General features: G+C 39.4%; 22 protein-coding genes. 8 read left to right on the top strand and 14 right to left on the bottom strand.

The window, feature by feature from the left end:
* Positions 1 to 107 precede the first annotated feature (107 nt).
* Positions 108 to 965, top strand: a complete 858-nt coding sequence (locus tag R8495_RS02300) for a helix-turn-helix domain-containing protein (protein ID WP_317635951.1) — start codon at positions 108 to 110, stop codon at positions 963 to 965.
* A 24-nt stretch (positions 966 to 989) separates the two neighbouring features.
* Here R8495_RS02300 and R8495_RS02295 read toward each other — a convergent pair whose 3' ends face one another.
* The gene (locus R8495_RS02295; protein WP_317635950.1) at positions 990 to 2,888 is read right to left on the bottom strand and encodes a M13 family metallopeptidase; all 1,899 of its coding nucleotides are present in this window, start codon (positions 2,886 to 2,888) and stop codon (positions 990 to 992) included.
* A 96-nt stretch (positions 2,889 to 2,984) separates the two neighbouring features.
* Here R8495_RS02295 and R8495_RS02290 point away from each other — a divergent pair, with 96 nt between their 5' ends.
* On the top strand, positions 2,985 to 3,806 hold the full coding sequence (locus R8495_RS02290; RefSeq protein ID WP_317635949.1) for a hypothetical protein: 822 nt from the start codon (positions 2,985 to 2,987) through the stop codon (positions 3,804 to 3,806).
* Here R8495_RS02290 and R8495_RS02285 read toward each other — a convergent pair.
* From R8495_RS02285 to R8495_RS02270, 4 genes are read right to left on the bottom strand one after another with little or no spacing between them, the layout of a single operon-like run.
* On the bottom strand, positions 3,793 to 4,206 hold the full coding sequence (locus R8495_RS02285; RefSeq protein ID WP_317635948.1) for a DUF3021 domain-containing protein: 414 nt from the start codon (positions 4,204 to 4,206) through the stop codon (positions 3,793 to 3,795). The genes R8495_RS02290 and R8495_RS02285 overlap by 14 nt on opposite strands.
* Complete coding sequence (locus R8495_RS02280) at positions 4,203 to 4,655, bottom strand: LytTR family DNA-binding domain-containing protein (RefSeq protein WP_317635947.1); 453 nt, start codon at positions 4,653 to 4,655, stop codon at positions 4,203 to 4,205. Before R8495_RS02280 ends, R8495_RS02285 begins: the two co-directional genes overlap by 4 nt.
* Positions 4,652 to 5,479 (bottom strand): ABC transporter permease, encoded by an 828-nt coding sequence (locus R8495_RS02275; protein WP_317635946.1) that lies wholly within the window; start codon positions 5,477 to 5,479, stop codon positions 4,652 to 4,654. The genes R8495_RS02280 and R8495_RS02275 overlap by 4 nt, the downstream gene beginning before the upstream one ends.
* Complete coding sequence (locus R8495_RS02270; RefSeq protein ID WP_317635945.1) at positions 5,479 to 6,369, bottom strand: ABC transporter ATP-binding protein; 891 nt, start codon at positions 6,367 to 6,369, stop codon at positions 5,479 to 5,481. The genes R8495_RS02275 and R8495_RS02270 overlap by 1 nt, the downstream gene beginning before the upstream one ends.
* Positions 6,370 to 6,529: 160 nt before the next feature.
* On the opposite strand from R8495_RS02270, the gene alsS reads away from it, so the two are divergent.
* Both alsS and budA read left to right on the top strand, forming a co-directional pair.
* Complete coding sequence (gene alsS, locus R8495_RS02265; protein ID WP_317635944.1) at positions 6,530 to 8,200, top strand: acetolactate synthase AlsS; 1,671 nt, start codon at positions 6,530 to 6,532, stop codon at positions 8,198 to 8,200.
* Between the two features lie 12 nt (positions 8,201 to 8,212).
* The gene (gene budA / locus R8495_RS02260; RefSeq protein WP_317635943.1) at positions 8,213 to 8,926 is read left to right on the top strand and encodes an acetolactate decarboxylase; all 714 of its coding nucleotides are present in this window, start codon (positions 8,213 to 8,215) and stop codon (positions 8,924 to 8,926) included.
* A gap of 24 nt (positions 8,927 to 8,950) precedes the next feature.
* On the opposite strand, the gene R8495_RS02255 is transcribed toward budA, so the two are convergent.
* On the bottom strand, positions 8,951 to 10,033 hold the full coding sequence (locus R8495_RS02255) for an LCP family protein (RefSeq protein WP_317636571.1): 1,083 nt from the start codon (positions 10,031 to 10,033) through the stop codon (positions 8,951 to 8,953).
* Between the two features lie 83 nt (positions 10,034 to 10,116).
* On the opposite strand from R8495_RS02255, the gene R8495_RS02250 reads away from it, so the two are divergent.
* Positions 10,117 to 11,466: an APC family permease gene (locus tag R8495_RS02250; protein ID WP_317635942.1), complete on the top strand. Its 1,350-nt coding sequence runs from the start codon at positions 10,117 to 10,119 to the stop codon at positions 11,464 to 11,466.
* 12 nt (positions 11,467 to 11,478) lie between these two features.
* On the opposite strand, the gene R8495_RS02245 is transcribed toward R8495_RS02250, so the two are convergent.
* The 6 genes from R8495_RS02245 to R8495_RS02220 form a co-directional block, all read right to left on the bottom strand.
* The gene (locus R8495_RS02245) at positions 11,479 to 11,757 is read right to left on the bottom strand and encodes a hypothetical protein (protein ID WP_317635941.1); all 279 of its coding nucleotides are present in this window, start codon (positions 11,755 to 11,757) and stop codon (positions 11,479 to 11,481) included.
* A gap of 64 nt (positions 11,758 to 11,821) precedes the next feature.
* Positions 11,822 to 13,216 (bottom strand): PTS transporter subunit EIIC, encoded by a 1,395-nt coding sequence (locus tag R8495_RS02240; protein WP_317635940.1) that lies wholly within the window; start codon positions 13,214 to 13,216, stop codon positions 11,822 to 11,824.
* On the bottom strand, positions 13,206 to 14,651 hold the full coding sequence (locus R8495_RS02235; protein ID WP_317636570.1) for a glycoside hydrolase family 1 protein: 1,446 nt from the start codon (positions 14,649 to 14,651) through the stop codon (positions 13,206 to 13,208). Before R8495_RS02235 ends, R8495_RS02240 begins: the two co-directional genes overlap by 11 nt.
* A 27-nt stretch (positions 14,652 to 14,678) precedes the next feature.
* Complete coding sequence (locus R8495_RS02230; protein WP_317635939.1) at positions 14,679 to 15,728, bottom strand: tyrosine-protein phosphatase; 1,050 nt, start codon at positions 15,726 to 15,728, stop codon at positions 14,679 to 14,681.
* Between the two features lie 114 nt (positions 15,729 to 15,842).
* Positions 15,843 to 16,130 carry a GNAT family N-acetyltransferase gene (locus R8495_RS02225; protein ID WP_317635938.1) on the bottom strand — a complete coding sequence of 96 codons (288 nt, stop codon included), beginning with the start codon at positions 16,128 to 16,130 and terminating at the stop codon, positions 15,843 to 15,845.
* Positions 16,131 to 16,195: 65 nt separating this feature from the next.
* Entirely contained in the window at positions 16,196 to 16,942 is a 747-nt protein-coding gene (locus R8495_RS02220; protein ID WP_317635937.1) for a methylated-DNA--[protein]-cysteine S-methyltransferase, read from the bottom strand.
* Positions 16,943 to 17,146: 204 nt separating this feature from the next.
* Between R8495_RS02220 and R8495_RS02215 the strand changes: the two genes are divergently transcribed.
* Positions 17,147 to 18,331, top strand: coding sequence for a hypothetical protein (locus tag R8495_RS02215; RefSeq protein WP_317635936.1), 1,185 nt, complete (start codon positions 17,147 to 17,149; stop codon positions 18,329 to 18,331).
* A gap of 77 nt (positions 18,332 to 18,408) precedes the next feature.
* A complete protein-coding gene (locus R8495_RS02210; protein WP_317635935.1) occupies positions 18,409 to 18,975 on the top strand; it encodes a histidine phosphatase family protein in 567 nt (188 codons plus the stop codon).
* Between the two features lie 115 nt (positions 18,976 to 19,090).
* On the opposite strand, the gene R8495_RS02205 is transcribed toward R8495_RS02210, so the two are convergent.
* On the bottom strand, positions 19,091 to 20,389 hold the full coding sequence (locus R8495_RS02205; protein ID WP_317635934.1) for a PTS sugar transporter subunit IIC: 1,299 nt from the start codon (positions 20,387 to 20,389) through the stop codon (positions 19,091 to 19,093).
* Between the two features lie 168 nt (positions 20,390 to 20,557).
* A complete protein-coding gene (locus tag R8495_RS02200) occupies positions 20,558 to 21,280 on the bottom strand; it encodes a GntR family transcriptional regulator (RefSeq protein ID WP_317635933.1) in 723 nt (240 codons plus the stop codon).
* 108 nt (positions 21,281 to 21,388) lie between these two features.
* On the opposite strand from R8495_RS02200, the gene R8495_RS02195 reads away from it, so the two are divergent.
* The gene (locus tag R8495_RS02195) at positions 21,389 to 22,762 is read left to right on the top strand and encodes a glycoside hydrolase family 1 protein (RefSeq protein WP_317635932.1); all 1,374 of its coding nucleotides are present in this window, start codon (positions 21,389 to 21,391) and stop codon (positions 22,760 to 22,762) included.
* Positions 22,763 to 22,774 lie beyond the last annotated feature (12 nt).

Raw genomic sequence — 22,774 nt, 5'->3', positions numbered from 1 at the left:
TTTTATACTAAATCAAATCGGAATTAATTTTTTATACGATATCGGATATTTGTCAATATTTTCTCAAAATAGATTACAATTGTTATATAGAATAAAGAGGAACGACAATGAATCACGGACAATTACTTAAAGATTTACGAATCGGACGAGGCATTACGCAACAACAACTAGCTGACGGAATTTCGTCCCAGGCGGCTCTCTCAAGAATGGAAGCTTCAGGCAATATTCCTTCAGATTTACTATTAAAATTTCTCAATCGACTTGATATTTATCTTATTGAGTTCTTTATGCTAGCCGGTGAAGAAAACGTTACAGTCCCTCACACCTTTTTAAATCAACGGGAAAACTCTATTTTTCAAAAAGAAAAAGCAGACGAATTAATTAAAAACGAGATGGAATTATATAGAAAAACTGGCTTTCCAAAGCATAAAATCAATGCCTTGAGTCTGAAAGCTGCTTACAGCAAAGTTCACGATCTTCCACTGGAAAATTCCAAAGAAATTACTAACGAAATCAAAAATCATCTGCTACAATTCAATTCTTGGTTTATTAATGACATAATTTTATACACAAATTTGTTATTTATTTTCGACAATGAATTTATCAAAACTCACCATCGAACGATTCTTCGTTCTTTGGATCGATTCTTTCTGGGAAGAGCACAAAAACATAATTTACAAATTCATTATGCTAATAATTCAGTCTTGTTGGCTTTCGAACGCCATAACTGGGCCGATCTAGACTTCTACTTAGACACTTATCGCGAATTTCTGACGGCTTCCCCAGAGTCACTAAATGATCGAATTATGTATTCCATTTTTACTAAGCTGCGTGACCTTGTCTTTGAATTCGATGAAGCAAGATATCAGAACTTGATAGCAGAAACTCAAATTTTTTCCACTTACGGACTTGATGCTGCTGGCGTTGATATCAGAAATTTAATAGACGATTGTTTGACCAAGTAAAAAAGCCCACGACGGGCTTTTAACTTACCAAATAATTAATCGATCTTCCGGTTTACGATACAACCGATCCGTTGGCTTGACGTCAAATGCCTCATACCATTCAGGGAAATTCGGCACCGGAACGTTCGTTCTCAGCTCAGCCGGTGCGTGCACATCAACCGAGAGCAGCATCTGAGCCAGCTCAGGTCGAATCTTGGTGCGCCAAGACATGGCGTAATTTTTAAAGAATTCTGCAAAATCTGGATTATCTGAGGCGTGCAGCACCTGCAGTGCAGCGTTGATCCCTGCATTGTCGGCAATATTCTCGCTGACCACCAGCTTCCCATTAATCTTGCCGCCAGCGTAAGGAATGCCGTCAAACTGCTCAACCATCGCCTGCGTGTATTTCTCAAAATTCTCATAATCGGCAGGCTGCCACCAATCTTTCTTGTTCCCAAGCTCATCAAAGAGCGCGCCATTATTATCAAAAGCGTGACTGATTTCATGACCAATCGTTGCGCCCGCACCGCCTAAATTAGCGCTCAAAGAAGCGTCAACTGAATAATACGGCGGCTGTAAAATCGCAGCTGGGAAAGTGATATCGTTTAACGAATCATCATATTGGGCATTAACCACCTGCCCCGACATGCCCCATTCACTGCGGTCAACGGGCTGATCGAGCCGATCCAAAGAGTACTTGATCGACTGAATACCGCATTCATCAAGCGTTTCACTCAATGACAAATCTGACTTGATTTGAAATTGATCGTACAACGGCAGAGCACGATCAGGGTAACCCATCTTGATCTCCATTGTCGAAAGTTTTTTGATCGCCATTTTCTTCGTGGAATCGCTGAGCCATGAGTTGCGCTCAATTTGTTGGACGTAAACTTGAATTAAATTTTGGACCATTTGGGTGACGTCAGCCTTAGCGTCTGGACCAAAATATTTCTTGCCGTAATAAATTCCGATTGGTTCATCAAAAATAGAATTTGCAACATAATACGCATGCCGCTCTGCTGGCGATAACTCCTGCTGCCCTGAAATTGCCATGCTGTACTGCGCACCGATCTCCCGGATTTCTTGGCTTAGCGATCCTGCGTGAGCGCACAGCTCGTTGACATACGCCCAATGCTGCCAGAGAGTGAAAGTTTCTTCATTGAATACTTCTGCAAAATGATCGAAAAATTTCAAATCAAAAACGTTGACCATCGTCGGCTCAATTGGAAAGACTTGCTCAAAGACCGATTGCAGATTAATCTCCGCAACTTTGTTCACTAATTCGCTCGCAGGCATCGGGTGATCAAGATTTTTCACCTCCGCCATTTCTTCATTACTCAAATGAAACGGCACAATCAAACGGTCAAATGCCAGCGTGTCTTTGACAAACTGCTCTTGTTGCTTTGCACTAAGCGGCGTCAAAGCCACAAGTTCGGTGATCATCTTCTGATACACTGCCAGAAGCGGCCTGCTTTGCTCAGGATCATCGTAAGTCGTGACATCCGGCAAAATAATTCCCGGTGACATCGCTATCACCTGGTGGCGTGTCGCATCACTCAGATCTGGCATCACCCCGATTTCAAGCGGAATCGCATAACCTTCAAGCATCAATTTCGGCAGCTGCTCGTTAAACTCTGACAGATTTTTTATTGCAAGTACCCGAGATAACCGTGCCAAGACTGGCTTAATCCCCTCAGCATTGCGGCGTTTGAAATCTCTCGCCTTATCAAATAATTTAGCTGCCTTAGAGAAATTATCTGTCGGCTGATCGCCAACTTTCGGCAGAGTTTCCTTTAAATCAGCAATCAAATGCTGCTCGATCTCGATCTCCAAATCGGTCGATGCGCCAGCCGTGTTGCGGTCTGGCTTGATCTCAGTAACTTGTTGCCACTTGCCATTGATGGCGCCATATAAATCGTCTTGAATCCGGGGTATTTGCTTCATAATATCTCCTTCGTATTTACTACAATTCTACCTCACACACATCAAAAGTAAAAGTTTAGTATAATATTTAAAAGCCTACGAACAGGAGCATTGAAGATGAATGATCTCAAGCAAAATAAATCCGCTGTCCGCCTGATTTTTAACGACGAAGGAAGTCGCATCACTATTCTGGCGTGGTTCTCCTTGGTGCTTGCCATTTTCGCTGTTTCATACACTCCTGCGCATGGATGGTCCCGCATGCTTGACTATTTGGTCGGCGGGATTTCGTTTGCGACTATTTTCGTCGACAAGTTAGACTTTGTCAAAGCGACTTTTTTAAAGCACCAATTCCTCTGGACGCTTTGGTTACTCGTCGCCTCTGTTGCCTTCACCGTCGGTGCAATGCTTATAAGTTATGCCTTGATCCAAAACGGCTTGCCGCTTGAACCAATTAACGAAAACGAGCCGCTCTATCTTGTAATGTCTTTCTTTCTAATCGTTTACGGCTCTTTTATTCTGCTCAGTTTTAGCCCCAAGACGTCCTATCTAGCATTGATTCTGACTATCATCGCTGGCGTTGCCTTCGTTGCTCCCAGTTTTCGGCAAAATATATTTACGGTGGGCGCTTTGATTATCGCAATCGTGCTAATTTTTCTCGGTGCTCGATTAACCGCGCGTGAGATCTACTTTTGTCTTCTGATTCGACAAGATCGTGAATACTGGATTAAAGGCGCGACCAACCAAAATATCCGCCAAATGATGACCAAAAATCCAAAATTCTACCTGATCGTCTGCGTACTCGTTGCTCTGGGCGCATCTAGTATTAACAACTATTTTGAAATGCCGCTCGTTTTGAAGTACTTACTTTATTTCATAACTTTCTTTGCATTCTTTGGCGTTGTGCTAGCTTATCTCGTTGATAAATTTAAAAATCATTAGATCTTTTTTTGCGTAATTGTTCGTTCATCTCCTGCGCATTAATCCGCAGATTTAAAGAAATTACGAACCAAACTGCCCCGTAAATTCCTAAGAACAGCAGCCAGAAACCTGGTCGCGGAAAAATGTAGTCGCCCCAACCATTGAAGATAACCATTGCAATGACTAAGGTGAGCGTCGCACAAAAGTGGACCAATAATTCCAGAAGAAACGAGATTCGATCAACTTCAAAAATCAAGCTCACTAGTCCTATCAACATGCTCATCACCAATATACTCAAAGTATTTTTGACCGTCGGTAAATCGGGCTGAATTCGAAAAGTGATGATCAAAAGGTAGCTAACTGAACCAAACCCCGTGCCAATTAACAGATACCGCAAAATTTTTGCACAAATTTTCTTCATAATCCTAACCTCTTTTTTAATGCCGCAATAAAAGAGCGGCTGACATATTCTTGGCGATTGGTGAGACTAGCTACCATCGTACCCGAAAATCCTGCACTTAGTTCAATCAAATGATCCAGATTAATTGCCACGCTTTTTGAGATTTGAATTATTTCGCTCCCTTGAAGCAGCTCCAACAATTTATAAAGGCGTTCATGCGTGACGTAGTCCTTCGTTAAAGTATGGATTGTCGTTTCATTTTTGTTGACTTCGACCGAGACGATTTCCTTAATTTTTACAAGGGAAATCCCATCTGCCGTGTTAATCGCAATTGTCGCTCGATTTGCAGACGCATACTGCTTTAAATACGCCATCAACTGCTTAATATCTTCATCATATTCTTGGGCTTTGACCACAAGCTCGACCTCAGCGTCTTCTCGGCGCGGATCCAAGGATAGTTGGATTTTCAAACTGCCGACCCCTTTTTTATTTTTGGTACCAACCAGATCAAAATTAGGCAAGCGATAAAGAACCCGAAACAAATTGCCAAATCCTGTCCTGCTGTAGTTAATCCATGCCAATTATAACCAATTCCCATTTGTTTTTTAAAGTTCGCTGGCAGATTGCTCTGAATCAAAATATGTCGATTGATCGAAGCCAGATAAGCGCCCGGATACAATTTAATGATCGTTTGAGCAAAATTTGGAAGCAAGCCAATCGGCAGATACACGCCAATCAGAAATCCCGTCAACGTCCCAAGCGTCGCCTCGATTTTGGCAAGCGTGGAGATGTAATTTATTAGCTGAACAAAGACGTAGTTAAATGCGCTGCTGAAAAACGCTGCCAACAGCATCATGATGTTGATTTTAACCAGGGCGGCCACAGAAATTGTGATTTGATCACAAATCATGAAATAAATTGTCATCACCAAAAACATCAGAACCTGCATTACAAAGCCAATTATGCCTGCGCTGACAAAGTACGAAGCCGCCAAATCGAACGGCTTTAAGCCTGTGATATAAAAATCTTTGATCGTTTTCTTTTCTTTATCGTTAACCAGCTGATCTAACGCTGAAAGAGTCGTTGTTAAAGCTGTGATCGCTAACGTGCCGCCCATCAACCACAAATCAAGCAACTGTTGTTTGCCTGCAATGTTGCTCCAATTACTACTGATCGTCTGCCTTAGAAAAACTAGATACAAAATAAATGAAATCATTGCGCCCAAAATTGAGAGAATCAAAGTTGACGGGCTGCGAAAAAACATCTTCAAATTTCTTTTGATTAAACTAATCATTAACGAATCTCCTTACCGGTTAAATTGAGAAAAACATCATCCATTGTTCCTTTTTGATACGTGAAATCAGCAATATTATCTGCCTGGTCCCGCAAAATTTCTAACGCACTTTTTGGACTGGAAATCATAATTTTAAAAAATTCATCGCCTTGCCAATGCAGATGTTGCGCTGTTAAATATTTTTGAAGTTGTTTCGAATCATGCGCCCAGACGACCAGTTTATTTTGCGCATATTGCTGCTTTAATTCATTAGCACTGCCCGCCGCTATGATTTCTCCGTGGTCTAAAATATAAATTTGATCCGCCTGATCAGCCTCCTCTAAATAATGAGTGGTTAGAAAAATGGTCAAGTTCTCTTCTTGCTGCAAGCGCTCTAATAATTGCCAAATCAAAGATCTAGTCTGGATATCAAGTCCTGTTGTAGGTTCGTCCAAAAACAAAATTTTTGGTTGATTGAGAAGCGCTCGGGCAATATCAACCCGCCTTTTTTGTCCGCCCGACAATGACCCATACAATTGATTTTCAAAACTCTTGGCATCAACTAACTCAATTAATTGATCAACTCGTTGCCTTTTTACGTCTTCATAAATTTGAGCACGTGTTACTAAGTTCTCTTTAACGCTAAGCCGCTCATCAAGCAGGCTCTCTTGAAAAACCAAGCCGATCTGTCTTAAGAAATTTACTTGATTAGTTGGACGACCCTCAAATAAAATCGAACCACCGCTTGGGTTCAATAACCCTGTCAGCATCTTTATCGTTGTGGATTTTCCAGCGCCATTAGGTCCCAGAAATGCCGTTAAACTCCTTTGTTGCACTTGGAGGTTAATCTGTTTCACCGCAATTTTGCTGCCGTATACCTTACTTAAATTTTTTGTTTCTAAAATTTCCATCTTGCCTCCTTTTGAATGTCTTCTACTATAGCGTCACCATGAGATTTTAGGGTGATTTTAAGACCAGTGGTTAAATTTAACCGCCAAGTCGTCAAAAAAAGACGCCAAAATTTCCGAAAATGGTAAAATGGATTTAGTTATAAATTAAAGGAGCAAAAATATGACAGATAAGCGTTATGGAGCTGATATCGTCGTGGATAGCCTAGCTAATCACGATGTTCCTTATGTTTTTGGGATCCCGGGAGCCAAAATCGATCGAGTTTTCGAAACTCTCACCTATTCTGAAAATTCTCGCAAGCCGCAATTAATTGTGGCTCGCCACGAACAAAATGCTGCTTTTATGGCGGCGGCTGTTGGCAGAATTACCGGGCATCCGGGAGTAGTTTTAACCACCAGTGGACCAGGGGCATCGAATCTCGCAACTGGCCTCGTCACTGCTAACGCGGAAGGCGATCCCGTTGTTGCAATTTCTGGACAAGTTCAACGTGCTGACCTTTTGCGTCTTACGCACCAAAGCATGCAAAATGCTGCACTTTTTGAACCGATCACTAAATTCTCAGCCGAAGTACAAGATCCTAATAACATTTCTGAAATCATTGCGAACGCTTTTCGTGCAGCCACTTCTGGCAAACAAGGCGCCAGCTTCGTCTCCATTCCTCAAGACGTCGTAGACAGTCCCATCGAAAGTCGTGTTGTCAAACCGCTCCAAGATCCAAAACTTGGTCCAGCAAGTCACGAAGACCTCACTTACCTTTCCCGTCGGATTAAAGAAGCCAAGCTGCCAGTGCTTCTTTTAGGGATGAGAGCGTCCTCAGAGCCTGTTACTAAAGCCATTCGAGAACTTCTTGATGTCACCGAACTGCCAGTTGTCGAAACTTTCCAGGGTGCAGGAATTATTTCGCATCAGCAAGAGAAGAACTTCTTTGGTCGCGTTGGACTGTTTCGCAATCAACCTGGAGATATGCTTTTAAAAAAGAGCGATCTTGTCATTGCCATTGGTTACGACGCCGTTGAATACGAGCCACGCAACTGGAACGCTGAACGCGATGCACAAATTATTGTGATTGATGAAGTGCCCTCAGAAATCGACCAAAATTATCAGCCAGAAACTGAATTGATCGGCGATATTGCTCAAACGCTTGCGGTACTAAATCCGCTTTTGCGCGGCTATAAAGTGGCACCTGATGCGATGAGTTATCTCGAAGGACTTCAGGATAAATTGCAAAAACGTGACGTCCCGCCAGTAATGAACGGTAAATTTAGTCACCCTTTAGCAATTATTCAAAGTCTGCAAAAACACGTAACTGACGAGATGACGGTCACTGTTGACGTCGGAAGCCACTACATTTGGATGGCAAGACATTTTCGCTCTTACGAACCACGGCATTTATTATTCTCAAACGGAATGCAAACTCTGGGCGTTGCTTTGCCTTGGGGAATTGCGGCCGGATTAATGCGACCTCAGACTAAGATAGTTTCAGTTTCAGGCGACGGTGGCTTCTTATTTTCTTCCATGGAATTGGAAACAGCAGTCCGCCTCAAAATTAATCTTGTCCACATTATTTGGCGTGATGGGTATTACGATATGGTGAAATTCCAAGAGGAAATGAAATATCATCAAAGCGCGGGCGTCGAATTTGGTCCAGTCGATTTTGTTAAATATGCCGAAAGTTTTGGTGCCAAAGGATTTCGCGTCAACGATCCTAGCGAACTCGATACTGTCTTAGATCAAGCTTTTAAACAAACTGGACCGGTAATTGTCGATGTGCCAGTCGATTATTCGGACAACGAAGAACTTGGCCAAGCAATGCTACCTGATCAATTCTATTAAAAAGGAGAAATAATGAAAGATTATCAAACTCTCTATCAACACGGAACTCTCGCTCAACTAGTGCCTGGACTCTTTCAAGGCACGCAATCTGTTGCCGATTTGTTAACTCACGGCGATACCGGAATTGGAACTTTAACGGGGCTCGACGGAGAACTGATTATTCTAAATCACGAGGTGTATCAATTTGCAGCAACCGGCGAAATCCGCACAGTTGAGGCTAATGAGCAGGTTCCGTTTGCTAATGTTCATTTTCTGGCTGATCAAAGCGCTGGCAATTTAGCTCAGTTAAATTTCGACATGTTCAAACGAGCTGTCATCCAAAAGATGAATACCACTAATCTTTTCTATTCCGTGCGCGTCGTCGGCAAATTTAAATCAATCCACACTCGGGCTGTTCTTCCGCAAGAAAAGCCTTATCCAACTCTGACTGAAACGGCAGCCAAACAACGCGAGTATCAAAAAGAGGATGTTAGCGGGACTTTGATCGGCTACTTCTCACCTGATCTTTATGCCGGAGCTGTTTCGCCCGGATTCCATCTTCATTTTCTAAGTGATGATCATAGCATTGGTGGACACGTCTTAGATCTTGAACTAAATGAAGGGGAATTATTTCTTCAACAATTTTCTAATTTTAATCTCCACTTGCCAACTGATGATCAAGAATTTCTCAAACAAACTTTTAAGTCTGATGAAATCATCGATTCAATTATGCGGGCAGAAAACTAAAAAAACTTGCGCTTGGCAAGTTTTTTAATTTAAATCTTGGATCACATAATTTTGATCGTAGTCGACCCCGAATTTAAATTCGGGGTTAAGGGCATTTTCCTTAGTTTCTGCGTTACTAATAGTTTCTTTCTCTAATCCGAGTTCGTCTCTTAAAAGATCAGAAATCCGCTGCAACTCTTCATCAGAAACCACCTGAAATGAAAGCGGAAAATCATAATCAGGAGTTTGAATCCAAGCAGTCTGACCTTTCAGTGAATCTGATGAAATTTTATCAGCTGCTGAGCGATAATTGTTAAAAAGCCCCACCATGTTATCAAAACTTATGTCAGTCGCCATACTTTCAGAAAGCGAATTTAAAAGATCCGATAAATGCTGCACACCAGTAAATGACATTGCTTTACTAAGAATTGCTTTAATAACTTGTTGTTGTCTCTTTTGCCGTCCATAATCGCCTTCAGGGTCCTCATGACGCATCCGAGCATAAGCTAGCGCCATATTCCCATCTAAATGCCGTTTACCTTCGTAGAACGTCTGGCCTCCTGTGGCTTCACTGGTAAAAGTAAAAGGCACATCAACATCAACACCACCAACAGCATCAACAACCTTCTCCAATCCCTTCATATCAAGGGTCAGATAATAATTCACCGGAATATTTAGAAGACTGGCCACGGAATCTTTGGCCATTTCAGATCCTCCCAAATTATAAGCTGAGTTAATTTTGGTCATTTTAAATTCATTAGCCCCCATAATTTGGGCAGCGGTATCCCGCGGAATACTGACCATTTGCATCTTTTTCTTATTCGGATTTAATGTAGCAACAATCATCGTATCTGAATTTCCACGATCAATTCTGCCTTCCTCGCCAGTATCAATTCCAAGAATCAAAATGCTTAAATTATCTCGCTCTTTGATTCGCTTGTCAGCTTTGCGATTAGGCTTACCATGATAGGTCTTATTGATCGCATGACGTGTATCTAAATAAGTCTTACTCGCAAAAAGACTGGTTCCGCCCAGCAAAACTACTACAATTAAAAGTAAAACTTTGAGTACATAATGCCCTTTACGAGGACGTTTTTCTGAATATTTTCGAGAAGGTTTTTCCACAATTTTTTCCTTTTGAACAAAACGTTGTTTCCATGTTAACATTTTTTTGAAAATCCGCAAAAAATTTGAGTTGAAAGGTTAGAATAATGAAGAAAAAATTAGGTTTTTGGTCAATTGTTTTATTAACGATCAATTCGATTATTGGATCGGGAATATTTCTTTCTCCTGGCTCAGTAGTCACCCAAGCTGGCACATTCGCGCCACTTGTTTACTTAAGTGCAGCGATTTTTGCTGCACTACTCGGGATCGTTTTTGCCGCTGCTGCCAAGTATGTAGCACATAGTGGTGCTGCTTACGCTTACGCAAAAGCGGCTTTTGGCCAAAATGTAGGATTTTACATTGGGATTACCCGCTATATCGCAGGAAGTATTGCTTGGGGTGTCATGGCGACTGCTGTCATCAAAACCATTATCTCCCTTGGCGGAGGAAATAATTCAAACTCACTACTAATCACCAGCTGTTTTGGAATTTTAATGATCGTTCTTTTGCTTGTGAACTTCTTTGGTCCCAGGCTCTTTGAATTAATCAATAATTTATCGACAATTGGCAAATTACTTGCCCTAATCACAACGATCATCGCTGGTGTTTTCATAATTATAACAACTGGCGCTAACCATTTTAGCAGCATCAATCAATCCACTCCGCCTTTAACCCTTTCACGTTTTGTGATGGCTTCAATTGCCGCTTTCTATGCTTTTACCGGCTTTGAAAGTGTCGCAAGTGGTTCTGATGACATGGACCAGCCAGAGAAAAATCTGCCACGAGCAATTCCTTTTGCCATCATTTCTGTCGCCTTAATTTACATTGGAATCATTATTGTATCAATGATGATTAATCCCCAAGCGCTAATTAAGACAAAAGAAGTCGTTGCATTAGCAGCGATTTTTAAAAATCGCAGCGTTCAAAATATAATTCTGGTCGGTGCTTTAATCTCAATGTTTGGGGTTAACGTTGCAGCGTCTTTTAGTACACCGCGAATTTTAGAAGCCATGGCCCAGGAAAAGCAAGTCCCCGCTTGGTTTGCTAAACGCAGCAACCACGGATTTCCGCTAAGAGCTTTTGTAACGACTGCCTTGATTGCAATTATTTTACCACTGTCTTTTAATTACCAAATGACCAGCATTATTATTTTAAGCTCGATTTCTCGCTTCATCCAATTCTTAATCGTGCCACTTTGTGTGATTATCTTCTTTTACGGCAAGAGTAAAGAAGCGACCCTCCCTAACGTCAAAAAAAGCTTCATTACAGATGTAATCTGCCCAATCATTGCTCTTATAATGACAATCTTGCTTTTGATTAAATTCGATTGGGTGGCTCAATTTACTATTACAGCGGCTGACGGACATTTGGTGCCAAATATTTTTGCTATCAGCGCGATGATAATTGGCTATTTCATCTTACCGCTAATGTTATTCATTTCGAACCCTAAAAAATAAAAAACCGTCCGACTAATTGTTAATCAAACGATTTAGATCATCTTCAATGACATCTCCTTTAACGGAGCCGCTCATCGGTTGAGCTCCTATCGCAGAATCACCGATTACAACGTCATACTTTTGGTCGGGATCGAAATTAATTTCTCGGTAAGTTGGATTGCTCCAATCAACCACATCAAGCAGGGGAATAAAAATCGAAAAAAGCTGCTGCCCCTTACCATAAGTAATCACAGTTCGACCATCATTGGTTTGCTTAACAAAACCCATTGGAATCTTTAGATTTTTCTTCATTAGTAATTTCTCCTCCCCCTTAGTATACGATATTTAGCAGATCGCTGAAAATATTTTCTTCAAATTATGTTTCTTGATTATTTTTTTCTTTAATATCATCAAATCCCAAAGCTAAAGTGATCACAAATGTTACGGTTGCTGCGATGAGCATGGCAAAAATTGCAGTCCATAGATTATTTAGATTTCCTGGCGTCTTGGGATCAATCCACATTGGCAAAGTAATTAATCCTGGAGTCATGAATACATAAGCATTTAATCCTCGAAATCCTGCAAATAGACCCCCAGCAAATCCGCCCGCCATACAAGCATACATTGGCTTACGCAATCTTAAAGTAACTCCATAAAGACATGGCTCAGTGATCCCGGCAAATAGCGCTGTTAACCCTGCCGAGATCGCTGTGCCCCGTAACTGAGAATTTTTGGTTTTAAAAGCCACGGCTAAGGTTGCTGAAGCCTGAGTAATATTATGCATCAAGGTTAACGCCCGGGTCAGAGGATCAACACCTTTTTTGTTAATTGCATCTAATCCTGCAATCGCAAGGGCCGAATGCATTCCAGTTGTAACAATCCATGGATACACCAGCGCCAGCAAGGCTAAGGAAAGTGGGCCCAATTTACCACTTAAGAAAAACACCACCTTAGATAACGCAACAGAAACAGCAGTCATCGCAGGGCCAATAACCGTTAAAGTTAGTGGAACAATCACAATTATGGTAAGCAAGGGCGCCATGAAAGGTTTAATCGGCTTCCATAAATATTTTTCCAAAAAACGCTCGATATAGGACATAATCCAGATTGCCATGATTGCTGGAATAATTGTGCTCCCATAAGACACCGAAGCGACTGGCAAGCCCAAAATATCTAACGGCTTACCACTAGCAACCAATTTAATAAAAGTGGGATTTAACAATGCACAACCGACCATTGCAGCTAAATAGGAATTTGTTTTGAATTGTTTAGCAGCTGCCAAAGCAACAAAAACTGGCAAAAAGTAAAAAGCTGAATCAAAAATCATTAATAAAATTTGATATGTCACCGACTTATCTGATAAGAGATGCAGCATTTTAGTCAATAAAATAACACATTTTCCCATCCCACCTGCAACCAAGACGGGAATTAAAGGAGTGATACAACCAACAATCGCACTTAAAATTCGAGAGATCACATTTTGCTTTTTGGCTGGAGCTGACTCTTTAGATGGTGCATCAATTCCTTCAATTAAATTCTGAAATTCTTTAGTAACTCCATCAACTTGGTTCCCGATCACAATTTGTACTTGTTCTCCTTGAATTACCAAACCGATTACACCAGCTACTTCTTTAATCTTTTCTTGTTGAACTAAATCAAAATTTCTGGGCACTACCCGTAAACGAGTTGCACAATGCCATGATTTTTCAATATTTTGCGCGCCTCCAACTAGTGGCAGCAGTGTTTTAGCAAGTTCCTTCTCATTCATCATTTGTCCTTTCATGTTCTAAACATGCACCATTTGAATCAATAACTTCACGGTACCAAAAATAACTTTTCTTAGGAATTCTTTTTTTCGACCCTTGACCTGCATTATCTTGATCAACATAGATAAATCCATAACGTTTGCTCATTTCAGCAGATGATGAACTTACAATATCGATTAACCCCCAAACTAAATAACCCATAATTTCAATATGATCTTTATTAAGCGCTTTCATCAACTGTAGTAAATGTTGCCGATGATAATCAATGCGGTACGAATCGTCAATAACTCCATCTTTAAGTTCATCATGAGCGCCAAATCCATTTTCTACAATAAACAATGGTACTTCAAAACGATTATATAAATCCTGACATAAAATTCTCAGACCAAGCGGATCGATTTGCCAACCCCAATCACTAGTTTGTAAATAAGGATTTTTCAAACTTTTAATTGTGTTTCCGTCAGTCTCTTTAACGTCTTCTTCACCGACAGTAACAGACATATAGTAACTAAATGCTAGAAAATCACAAGTTCCCTCAGCAAGCACAGCTAAATCGTCTTTAGTAATTTCAATTTGTAAATCATCATGCAGCATTTGATAAGATGATTTAGGGTAATGTCCTTTTATTTGCACATCTCCCGCCAAATAAGAGTAATGGCGAAGTTTTTGGGCCTTAAGATTATCTTCCGGGCGACAAGAATAAGGATATACTGTCAAACCCGTCAACATACAACCAAACTGCAAGCTCGAATCTTTATCATGCCCAAATTTAACAATTTGGGCACTGGCAACATATTGGTTATGCATGGCTTGAAATTCATTTTTCATTGAAAATTCATTTGCTAATAAACCTGCACTAACAAACGGGTGCCGGACAACACTATCAACTTCATTAAAAGGAATCCAGTATTTAACTAAATCATGAAATAAATCAATAACAGTTTTACCAAAATGAACAAATGCATCCTTTACCTTATGATTTTGCCAACCGCCTTGTTCAAGCACTAAAGCAATCGGCATTTCATAATGCGAAATAGTCACAATCGGTTCCAAATTATTTTGGCGCATTGTTTCAAACAAATTACGATAAAACTCAACACCTTTGGGATTCGGCTCATCTTCCAGACCAGTTGGAAATAAACGACTCCAAGCAATTGAAGTACGAAATGCGTTCAAATGCATTTTACTCAGTAAAGATAAATCACTTGGATAAGTGTCATAAAAATCAATGCCATTTCGTTTAGGGAATTTATGATCATCTTTAACAGCTAATAATTCCTTAATTTGTTCAGGAGAATATTCATTAGACTTCTCTGTTTGCTTCATAATATCAGCAACTGATGCCCCTTTACCATCCCGATTCCAAGCGCCTTCTGATTGGTTTGCTGAAATTGCTCCTCCCCATAAGAAACTTGGGGGAAATAAGTTTGTCTCTTTGATTATCTTGGCCTCCTTTTTATTCGAAAACTAATCTTCACTTAAGAATTTATGACGCAATTCTTTAACTTTATCAGCTGAAAAATTGAGATATTTTTCAGCATACACTTCAAATGAAGGGGCTAATTCCTTTAACGCTTTAAATGAAGAATTTAAATACTCCGATTTAGTCTGTTGAAGCGAATGCAAATAGTCTAAAACCAGCTCATTATCAGTATATTTAGCGTAACTGGCCATCCTTTTCGAATTTCTAAAAACATTGTATTGTTTAGTGAGCAGATAATCTTGCATAATTGTTTCTTCATCAATACCTAAAAGTCCCAACAAAAGCGCAGCGCCCCAACCAGTCCGGTCTTTGCCACCCTGACAATGAAAAAGAATCGGAATTTTGGCATTTAAAACGACCGTAAGAAATTTGGCGTAAGCCGTTTGCGAGACTGGTTTAGCAACCATATCATGCATTTGAACAATCATTTGCCCTTTCATAGCTTCAAGCTTTTCTCGCCCTGCAGGACTTTGAGCCAAATATTGCAAACTAGCCACTCTTTTTTGATCGTGAGTCTTTTCATCCGGCATTGCACTTGCTGATGCAGCAACAAAAGCACTGGGATCTATTTCATAACGCTCTCTCGCCCCAATTTCCTGATCGGGATTGCGCTCAATTTCCTGCTGCGAACGTAAGTCAATGACCGTTTCCACCGCCAAATTCTTCATCCATACTAAATCAGCCTGATTAAGCCCATCTAATGCATCACTGCGATACAACAAACCCCATTTTACTGACCCGAATTGTCCTTGATATCCTCCTAAATCACGCAAGTTATAAAGGCCTGTCAGTTCAAGATGCCTAAGCGCCCCAAAGTAGGTCTTATTACCAATCGTTAATTTGAGAAAAAAACGTCGATTCGTAAAATGAGCTGGAAGCTCGAATTTTCCATCCACTAAATTAACTTCAATTTCTTTAATCGGAGTCTTTAGATCTTTATTATCATAGATTGCAAGAATGCCAGCTCCCTGATTCCCAGATGCTATTTTGCACTCAATCTGATCTTTTACCTGTTTAACCTCAAGTGGCTCCAAATTTTACCCCCCGTTTTTAAAATATAACCTCATTTTAACCGTTTTCTTATACGAGATAAAGCACTAGAAAGATTTTTTCATCAACCAGAAATCAAAAATAGACCCATTAGTTTCTTACAGATGCCGCCGAACTTTTTTAAAATCTAATAATTCATAAGTATGAATTGCCCATTCATTAAATGCAACGACGTCTAATTGCAAAAGCCCAAGACCTGGATTACGTTGTAATATATGATCAATAATTGCTTGGCAAAATTTGGTCCCGCGACCTTGACCGGTTAAACTTGGCTTTAATCCTAGGCCGATTTCTGCGCGTTTCTCATTTATTTCCACATTGAAAAAATAATCAACTCGCTTTAAAATAATTATTTTGATGTAATTCAGGCGTAATGAGTTCCTCATTAAAATCATAAAATGAATACGGTGCCAGATAATGCCAACTAGCGATCTCTAACGCCTCAGCTTGGTTAAGCATTTTCTAAATCCAGAAGATAGCGTTTGCGCTCAAGTCCACCGCCATAACCGACAAGTTTGCCGTCTTTACCGATAACTCGATGGCAAGGTATTACTATCGAGATTTTGTTAGCGCCATTGGCTGTTGCAATCGCCCTAATTGCTTTGGGATTTGCCATGCGCTCTGCTTCTTCAAAATAACTTATTGTTTGTCCGTAAGGTATTTCTTGCAAAATCGCCCACACTTTTTGTTGAAACTCCGTACCCATCGGATCCAGCAACGTTGAAAATTTTTTCAGTTCTCCTGCAAAGTAACTTTTCAACTCAGCAGCGAGAAACGACGAACGTTGAGATTCCTTTTGCACGAACGATCCATTTGTTACTTTTTTGATTTTTATAAGCTCTGTGATCAAACTTTTTCGATCAATAAATTCAAGCAGACACAATCCTCGCTCGGTAAATGCGCTGATCATATCTCCCAACGGAGTATCTATCAAATTGTATTCGAGCGACCCGCTTCCAGGTTCATTTAACAAAGCAAATGCATTTTTGATTCGAATATATCTACCCAACGAAAATCCCAATTCTTTTTGAAAATCTTGTTTTATTTCCTTTAATTGCTCTTCGCTTTCAATTGGATGATCTCTATATGATCTGGGAATGGTATCTAAGTTAGCCAACCACTCAAAATACGAATAATTGGGATTACCCTTAAATTGTGATGATATGTAAAAATAATCAGACATTTGAATGTTGTTCAATATTTTCCTCCATTAGGTAATTCATCAGAACTTTTGTTCTTTTTATTATCCTTTATTTGGAGCAATGTTTCAAATTATCAAAAATGAGATGTTTGATCTCAATTAATAATTTATTGTGATTAAGCAACATTTGACTATTCGACCAAAAATCTGTATTATTCTAATTACAATTTATTGTATAAATATTAGCAGGGAGAAAGTTACATGACATATATCAGCGCCTTCTTAATTATCATGTTGTTCATCATGATTGGGGAATGGGTTTCTTCAGCCACTCATGCTCTAATTCCTTCAGTTTTTGCAACAGCTTTACTGTTTATCATTGGATTTTGGACGATCTTGCCAAAAAACATTGCCACCTCAGCATCTTTTGGCCCTAATTTTAGTACAATCTGTATGAATTTGTTATTAATTAATCTTGGCACTTTGATGAGTTTAAAAGAACTGCTCCAGCAATGGCGCGCCGCTTGTATAGCCATTCTGGGTGTTGTTGGAACTTTAATTTTAACTTTAACTCTTGGAACTTTGATCTTCGATTGGCACACTGTTCTGGCAGCTGTTCCCTCCTTAACAGGAGGAATTGTCTCAGCCTTATTAATGACTGACGGGTTAAAAACGCACAACCTGACTCATTTAGTTTCCTTACCTGTTGCAATGTTAGTTTTTCATTCATTGGTAGGCTACCCTTTAACTTCTTGGCTTTTAAAACAAGAGGGCAATCGTTTAGTCAAGCAATTCAATAAAATGCCCAAAGAAGAGCAGAAAAAAGCTATTTTATCTGATGATGAGAAAAACAGCGGCAAGACTAAAATGTTTGATAAATTACCGAAACAATACAACACTCCATCTTTTATTTTGGTCAAAATTGCCTTTATTGCTTTGATAAGTAATTTCTTGGCCAATTTAACCAACGGAACAATTAACTCCAATATTATTGGTTTAATTCTCGGAGTTCTTGCTCATCAGGTTGGCTTCATCGAAACCCAGTCGCTAAATAAAGCGGGCGTTTTCAACTGGTTGATGTATGGACTACTGGCTTATGCCTTCTCTCAACTGGGACTAACTACTCCTCAACAAATGGCGACAATCATTGTACAAATTCTAGTTTTAATTGTTTTAGGATTAATCGGAATGTTCATTGCTTCCTATATCTTAGCTAAGCCATTTAAAATGAGCTGGCAAATGGCTTACTCATGCGCCTTAACTTCTCTATTCGGTTTCCCAACCGATTACATTTTAACTTCTGAAGTTTCACGGGAAGTAGCAAATAATGAGTCTGAAGAGGCTTATCTTCTAGCTAATATGATGCCAAAAATGCTTGTGGGTGGATTTGCAACTGTTTCGTTGGCATCAGTTATAATCGCTTCAATCTTCTTGAAATTACTTTAACTTTTAAAAAACTCGGTCGTAAGAAACGATTTTTTTCAGCAACTGATATAATTATTATTAAAAAAGGAGCACAAAATTTGAAAACTTTATATGTTGTCCGTCACGGAGAAACGATGTTTAATGTTCAACACCGCATCCAGGGGTGGAGTGATTCCCCCTTAACCGAAAAAGGAATTGAGCAAGCTAAACAAGTTGGCAAATATTTTGAAGATATTCCACTTGATCACGCCTACAGTTCTACCTCGGAGCGATGCTGTGATACGATGGAACTGATTTTGCAAGAAAGACTTCCATACCAACGTCTAAAAGCACTAAAAGAAATGAATTTCGGGATTTTAGAAGGAGAAACCGAGCGAATTAACCCCAAAGGTCCCAAGGCATATCAGACATTTTTCTTGCCTTATGGCGGCGAGTCATCTAACACGGTCGGAAAGCGAATGCTTGAATGTTTAACCGATTTAATGAGTCAACCAGATAATCAAAACGTCTTAGTTGTCTCGCACGCTGGATCTAGCTTTAATTTTCTCAGAATGATTCAAGATCCAACCGAGGAATTAAACAAAGGATTTTCTAACGGATCGATTTTTGTTTATCAATTTGAAGACCAACAATTTAAACTTGGAAAAGTAATCCGCCTATTCTAGAACTAGCCTCTCATGGTTGGTTTTTTTTTGCAAAAAAAACACCTCAATTAAATGAGATGTCTTATTTGTCTGAAACAAAAACGGGTAGAAATTGTTACAAGACGTTTAACTTAAATTAAGATTCAGCTTTAGCTCCATCCATTTCGATCTTATAAGCTTGTTTATCAGCAATCTTGAAGAATGGATAATACCAAGCAATTGAAAGAAAAATTTCAATTATTTGCCAGAGAGCTCCACGCCATCCACTAAGCAAAAAGCCTGAGAAAACTAGCGGCATCGTCCAAGGCAAATTAATTCCATTAGTAATTGGTACAAGACCTACTCTCATCACAATCCAACTTAAGGTTGCAAAAATTATTGGTGACAAAATAAAAGGAATCATCAAAATCGGATTTAACACAATCGGTGCGCCAAAAATAACTGGCTCATTAATATTGAAAATCGCTGGCCCAATAGATAACTTACCAAGTGATTTAAACTGATCCGACTTTGCTACAAAAACAAGTAAAATAACTAATCCAATTGTTGCACCACAACCACCAAGTTTTACAAAGCTAGAATCAAATTGACTATTAACAATGTTTGGTAGAGCTTTATGCAAACGATAAGCATCTGAATTTTCTACCGTTAAAGCCGTCCAAATTGGTGTAGTTATTGCACCAACAATATTTGGTCCGTGCAATCCAAAGGAAAATAGCAGTGTCGCTATGACCTCAATTAAAACTGTTGCTCCGATTGAAGAGCCTAAAGCTTGTAATGGTTTTTGTAAAATTCCGAAGATAAAATTCTGTGCACTTCCAAAAGAAGTCATTTTGAATCCTTGGAAAATAAAGAGATAAATCAAAAATATGAATACAACCGGGATTAGTGATTCAAAAGAAGCTGAAACATTACTGGGAACTGTCTCAGGCATTTTGATTTTCCAACCACGTTTCAGAACAAAACGCGTAATTTCGACTGAAAAAATCGCACAAAACATTCCCAAAAATAGCCCACTTGCCCCGAAATTCTTAAGTGGTAACCCCGATACTTTTGCACTTTCATGAATCTCTGGTGTCAAAAGCAGAAATGACATCAAGGCGGGAACAACTGCACTAATCGTGGCTATTTTATAGTGACGTGCTAAACTTCGGGAAATACCAATTACTACGTAAATCGTCATTACATTGACCGACATATCATAAGCACGATTACAAAAGTCGACCCACCCGCTACCAAAAATTCCATTCATAAAATTGATAAAACCTTGGTAAGGGAAATTTGGAAAAATAAGAAATACTGATCCAACAATGATAATTGACATTGAAGCAAAGAATCCATCACGAATTGCTGCTAAATATCGATTTGAATTCAACTTATTTGCGATCGGCATTAATTTTTCGCCAAATTTATCTAGAAAAGATTTTTCTTGCATACATTCTCTCCGTTAAATTTATATTTATTAAAGGAAGTGGCGTGATGATTAAGCGCTTACACGAGTATATCTATTTTTCTTTGCTTTGTCAAGAAAATCAGCAAAATAATTTTAATTATTTAAAAATGATTCGTTTTTCTTTAATATATTAAAAAATATAGTTAAATTCTAACGCCCATTTCCAGGCAAATAAACCAATATTTTTTCGTGATCGTATCGATGATGAGTCTCCGACAATTCAAATGGCACATTGTTTTCCAAAGAAACTATCTGTTCCATTTTTAAAATCGGATCATCCATTGCGCATTTTAAATAAAGTTGGTCATCTGCGCTCGGTTTAGCAGCACTAACTTTACGAAAAGCTGGACCAATTTTTTGATTTAAATGATCTTCGATATAAGAATAAATGGATTTTTGCAAAATCGATTCATCAATCCCTGGGATCACTTTAACTGGCATGATCGTATATTCTAAAGCATGCGGAAAATTATCGACGATTCGCAGCCTTTTAATGTCATATACCAAATCATGATTTATTAAACTTAAAGATTCTTGCTCACTGCCAGTTGCATAGCGGATCTCAAAATTAATAATTCTACTTTCAATTTGATGATTTTGGCCCAAAAGTTCAGTAGTCCCAACGTATTGATTAATGTCGGTATTAACTTGCGAGGTTTCTTGTGCATTCGAACGGACAAAAGTCCCCGCTCCTCGTTGGGTATAAATCAACCCCATCTTGATTAAATAATCCAAGGCCTTGCGGATTGTAATTCGGCTAGTATGAAATTCTTTTGCTAACTGTTCTTGTTTCGGCAAAATAGCCCCTGGCGGGTAAATTCCCTTTTGAATTCTGCTTCTAAGAACCTTCTCAATTTCTAGATATTTCGGCATATCTATATTATAAATGATTTCAAAATTAAAGAAATTTCCCCAAAAACATTTACTTTTTAAATTAAATGTATATACTTTTAAATGATAACGATTACAAGGAGAAAATGAATGTCAGTTTTAAAACCAGATTTTTTTTGGGGGAATTCCACTTCCAGTATGCAAACAGAAGGTGCTTATAACGAAGGAGGAAAAGGGCAGTCGGTCTATGATGTCCGTGAAGCTAGCGAGAACACCTCAGATTGGAAAGTAGCGATCGATGAGTATCATCGATACCCTGAAGATATCGCTTTGATGAAAGATTTGGGGATGAATTTCTATCGTTTCCAAATTTCCTGGAGCCGCGTACAACCAAAAGGCGAAGGAGAATTCAACCCAGAAGGCATTAAGTTCTATCACGACTTAATTGATGAACTTTTAGCCAACGGAATTCAGCCGATGATTTGTTTATACCATTTTGATATGCCGTTATACCAAGCAGAGAACTATAACGGATTTATTAACAAAACCGTGGTGGAGCACTTTGCTGCTTACGGCAAAAAAATGATCGACGAATATGGTGATCAGGTTAAATATTGGATTACTTTTAATGAGCAAAATCTTTACGGCTATGGAGAAGCTTTTAAGTGCAGCGGTTATTTAAAAGGTGATCAAACGGTGCGAGATCTCTATCAAATCCAACATAATGTCGCGTTAGCTCACGCCTTGGTTACTAATTATCTTCACGAAAATTATCCTGACCTCCTCATCGGGGGAATGGAAGCTTTCCAAGAAGTTTATCCGGCAACACCTAATCCACGCGACATCGAGGCAGTTAGAAAATGTAAGGAATTTAATGACTACAATCTTCTAAGAATTTTCGTTGAAGGTAAATATTCCGACGAAGTTGTGGCATTTATGAAAGAGCAACATTTATCCGATATTCTCGCACCTGAGGATTTGGCGGAAATTGCCAAAACTCGCAGCGACTTCATTAGTTTTAGTTACTACGCTACCACCTGCATTGACAACAGTAAGATCCCGCTTGGCACTATCCCTAATGATTTTGCAGTCGCCGGAGCTGCTCACAATCCTTACCTAGAAACAAACGAATGGAATTGGCAAATCGATCCGACAGGTTTTTATGGTGTTTTAATGGACCTTTACAGCCGAACTCACCTCCCGATTTTCCCAATTGAAAATGGAGTTGGAGTCAGAGAAGTGTGGGACGGCAAAAATGAAATCAACGACTCTTACCGGATTGAGTATCACCGTAGTCACCTTGAGGCTTTACAAAATGCTGTGCGCGACGGAGCTAACGTGATTGGATATCTCGGTTGGGGTTTAATCGATATTCCAAGCTCTCAAGGTAACGTCGACAAGCGTTACGGCGTGGTTTATGTTAACCGTACTAATCATGATCTTAAAGATTTAGCACGGGTTCCCAAAGCAAGTTATCATTGGCTTAAAAAAGTAATTAAATCGAATGGTGCAGAATTGTGTTAAAGGAGATTTTGA

This window comes from Xylocopilactobacillus apicola (genome assembly GCF_033095985.1).
GTDB lineage: Bacteria > Bacillota > Bacilli > Lactobacillales > Lactobacillaceae > Xylocopilactobacillus > Xylocopilactobacillus apicola.
Note: the sequence above shows the minus strand (reverse complement) of the source record. Positions and strands in the feature narration are given on the sequence as shown.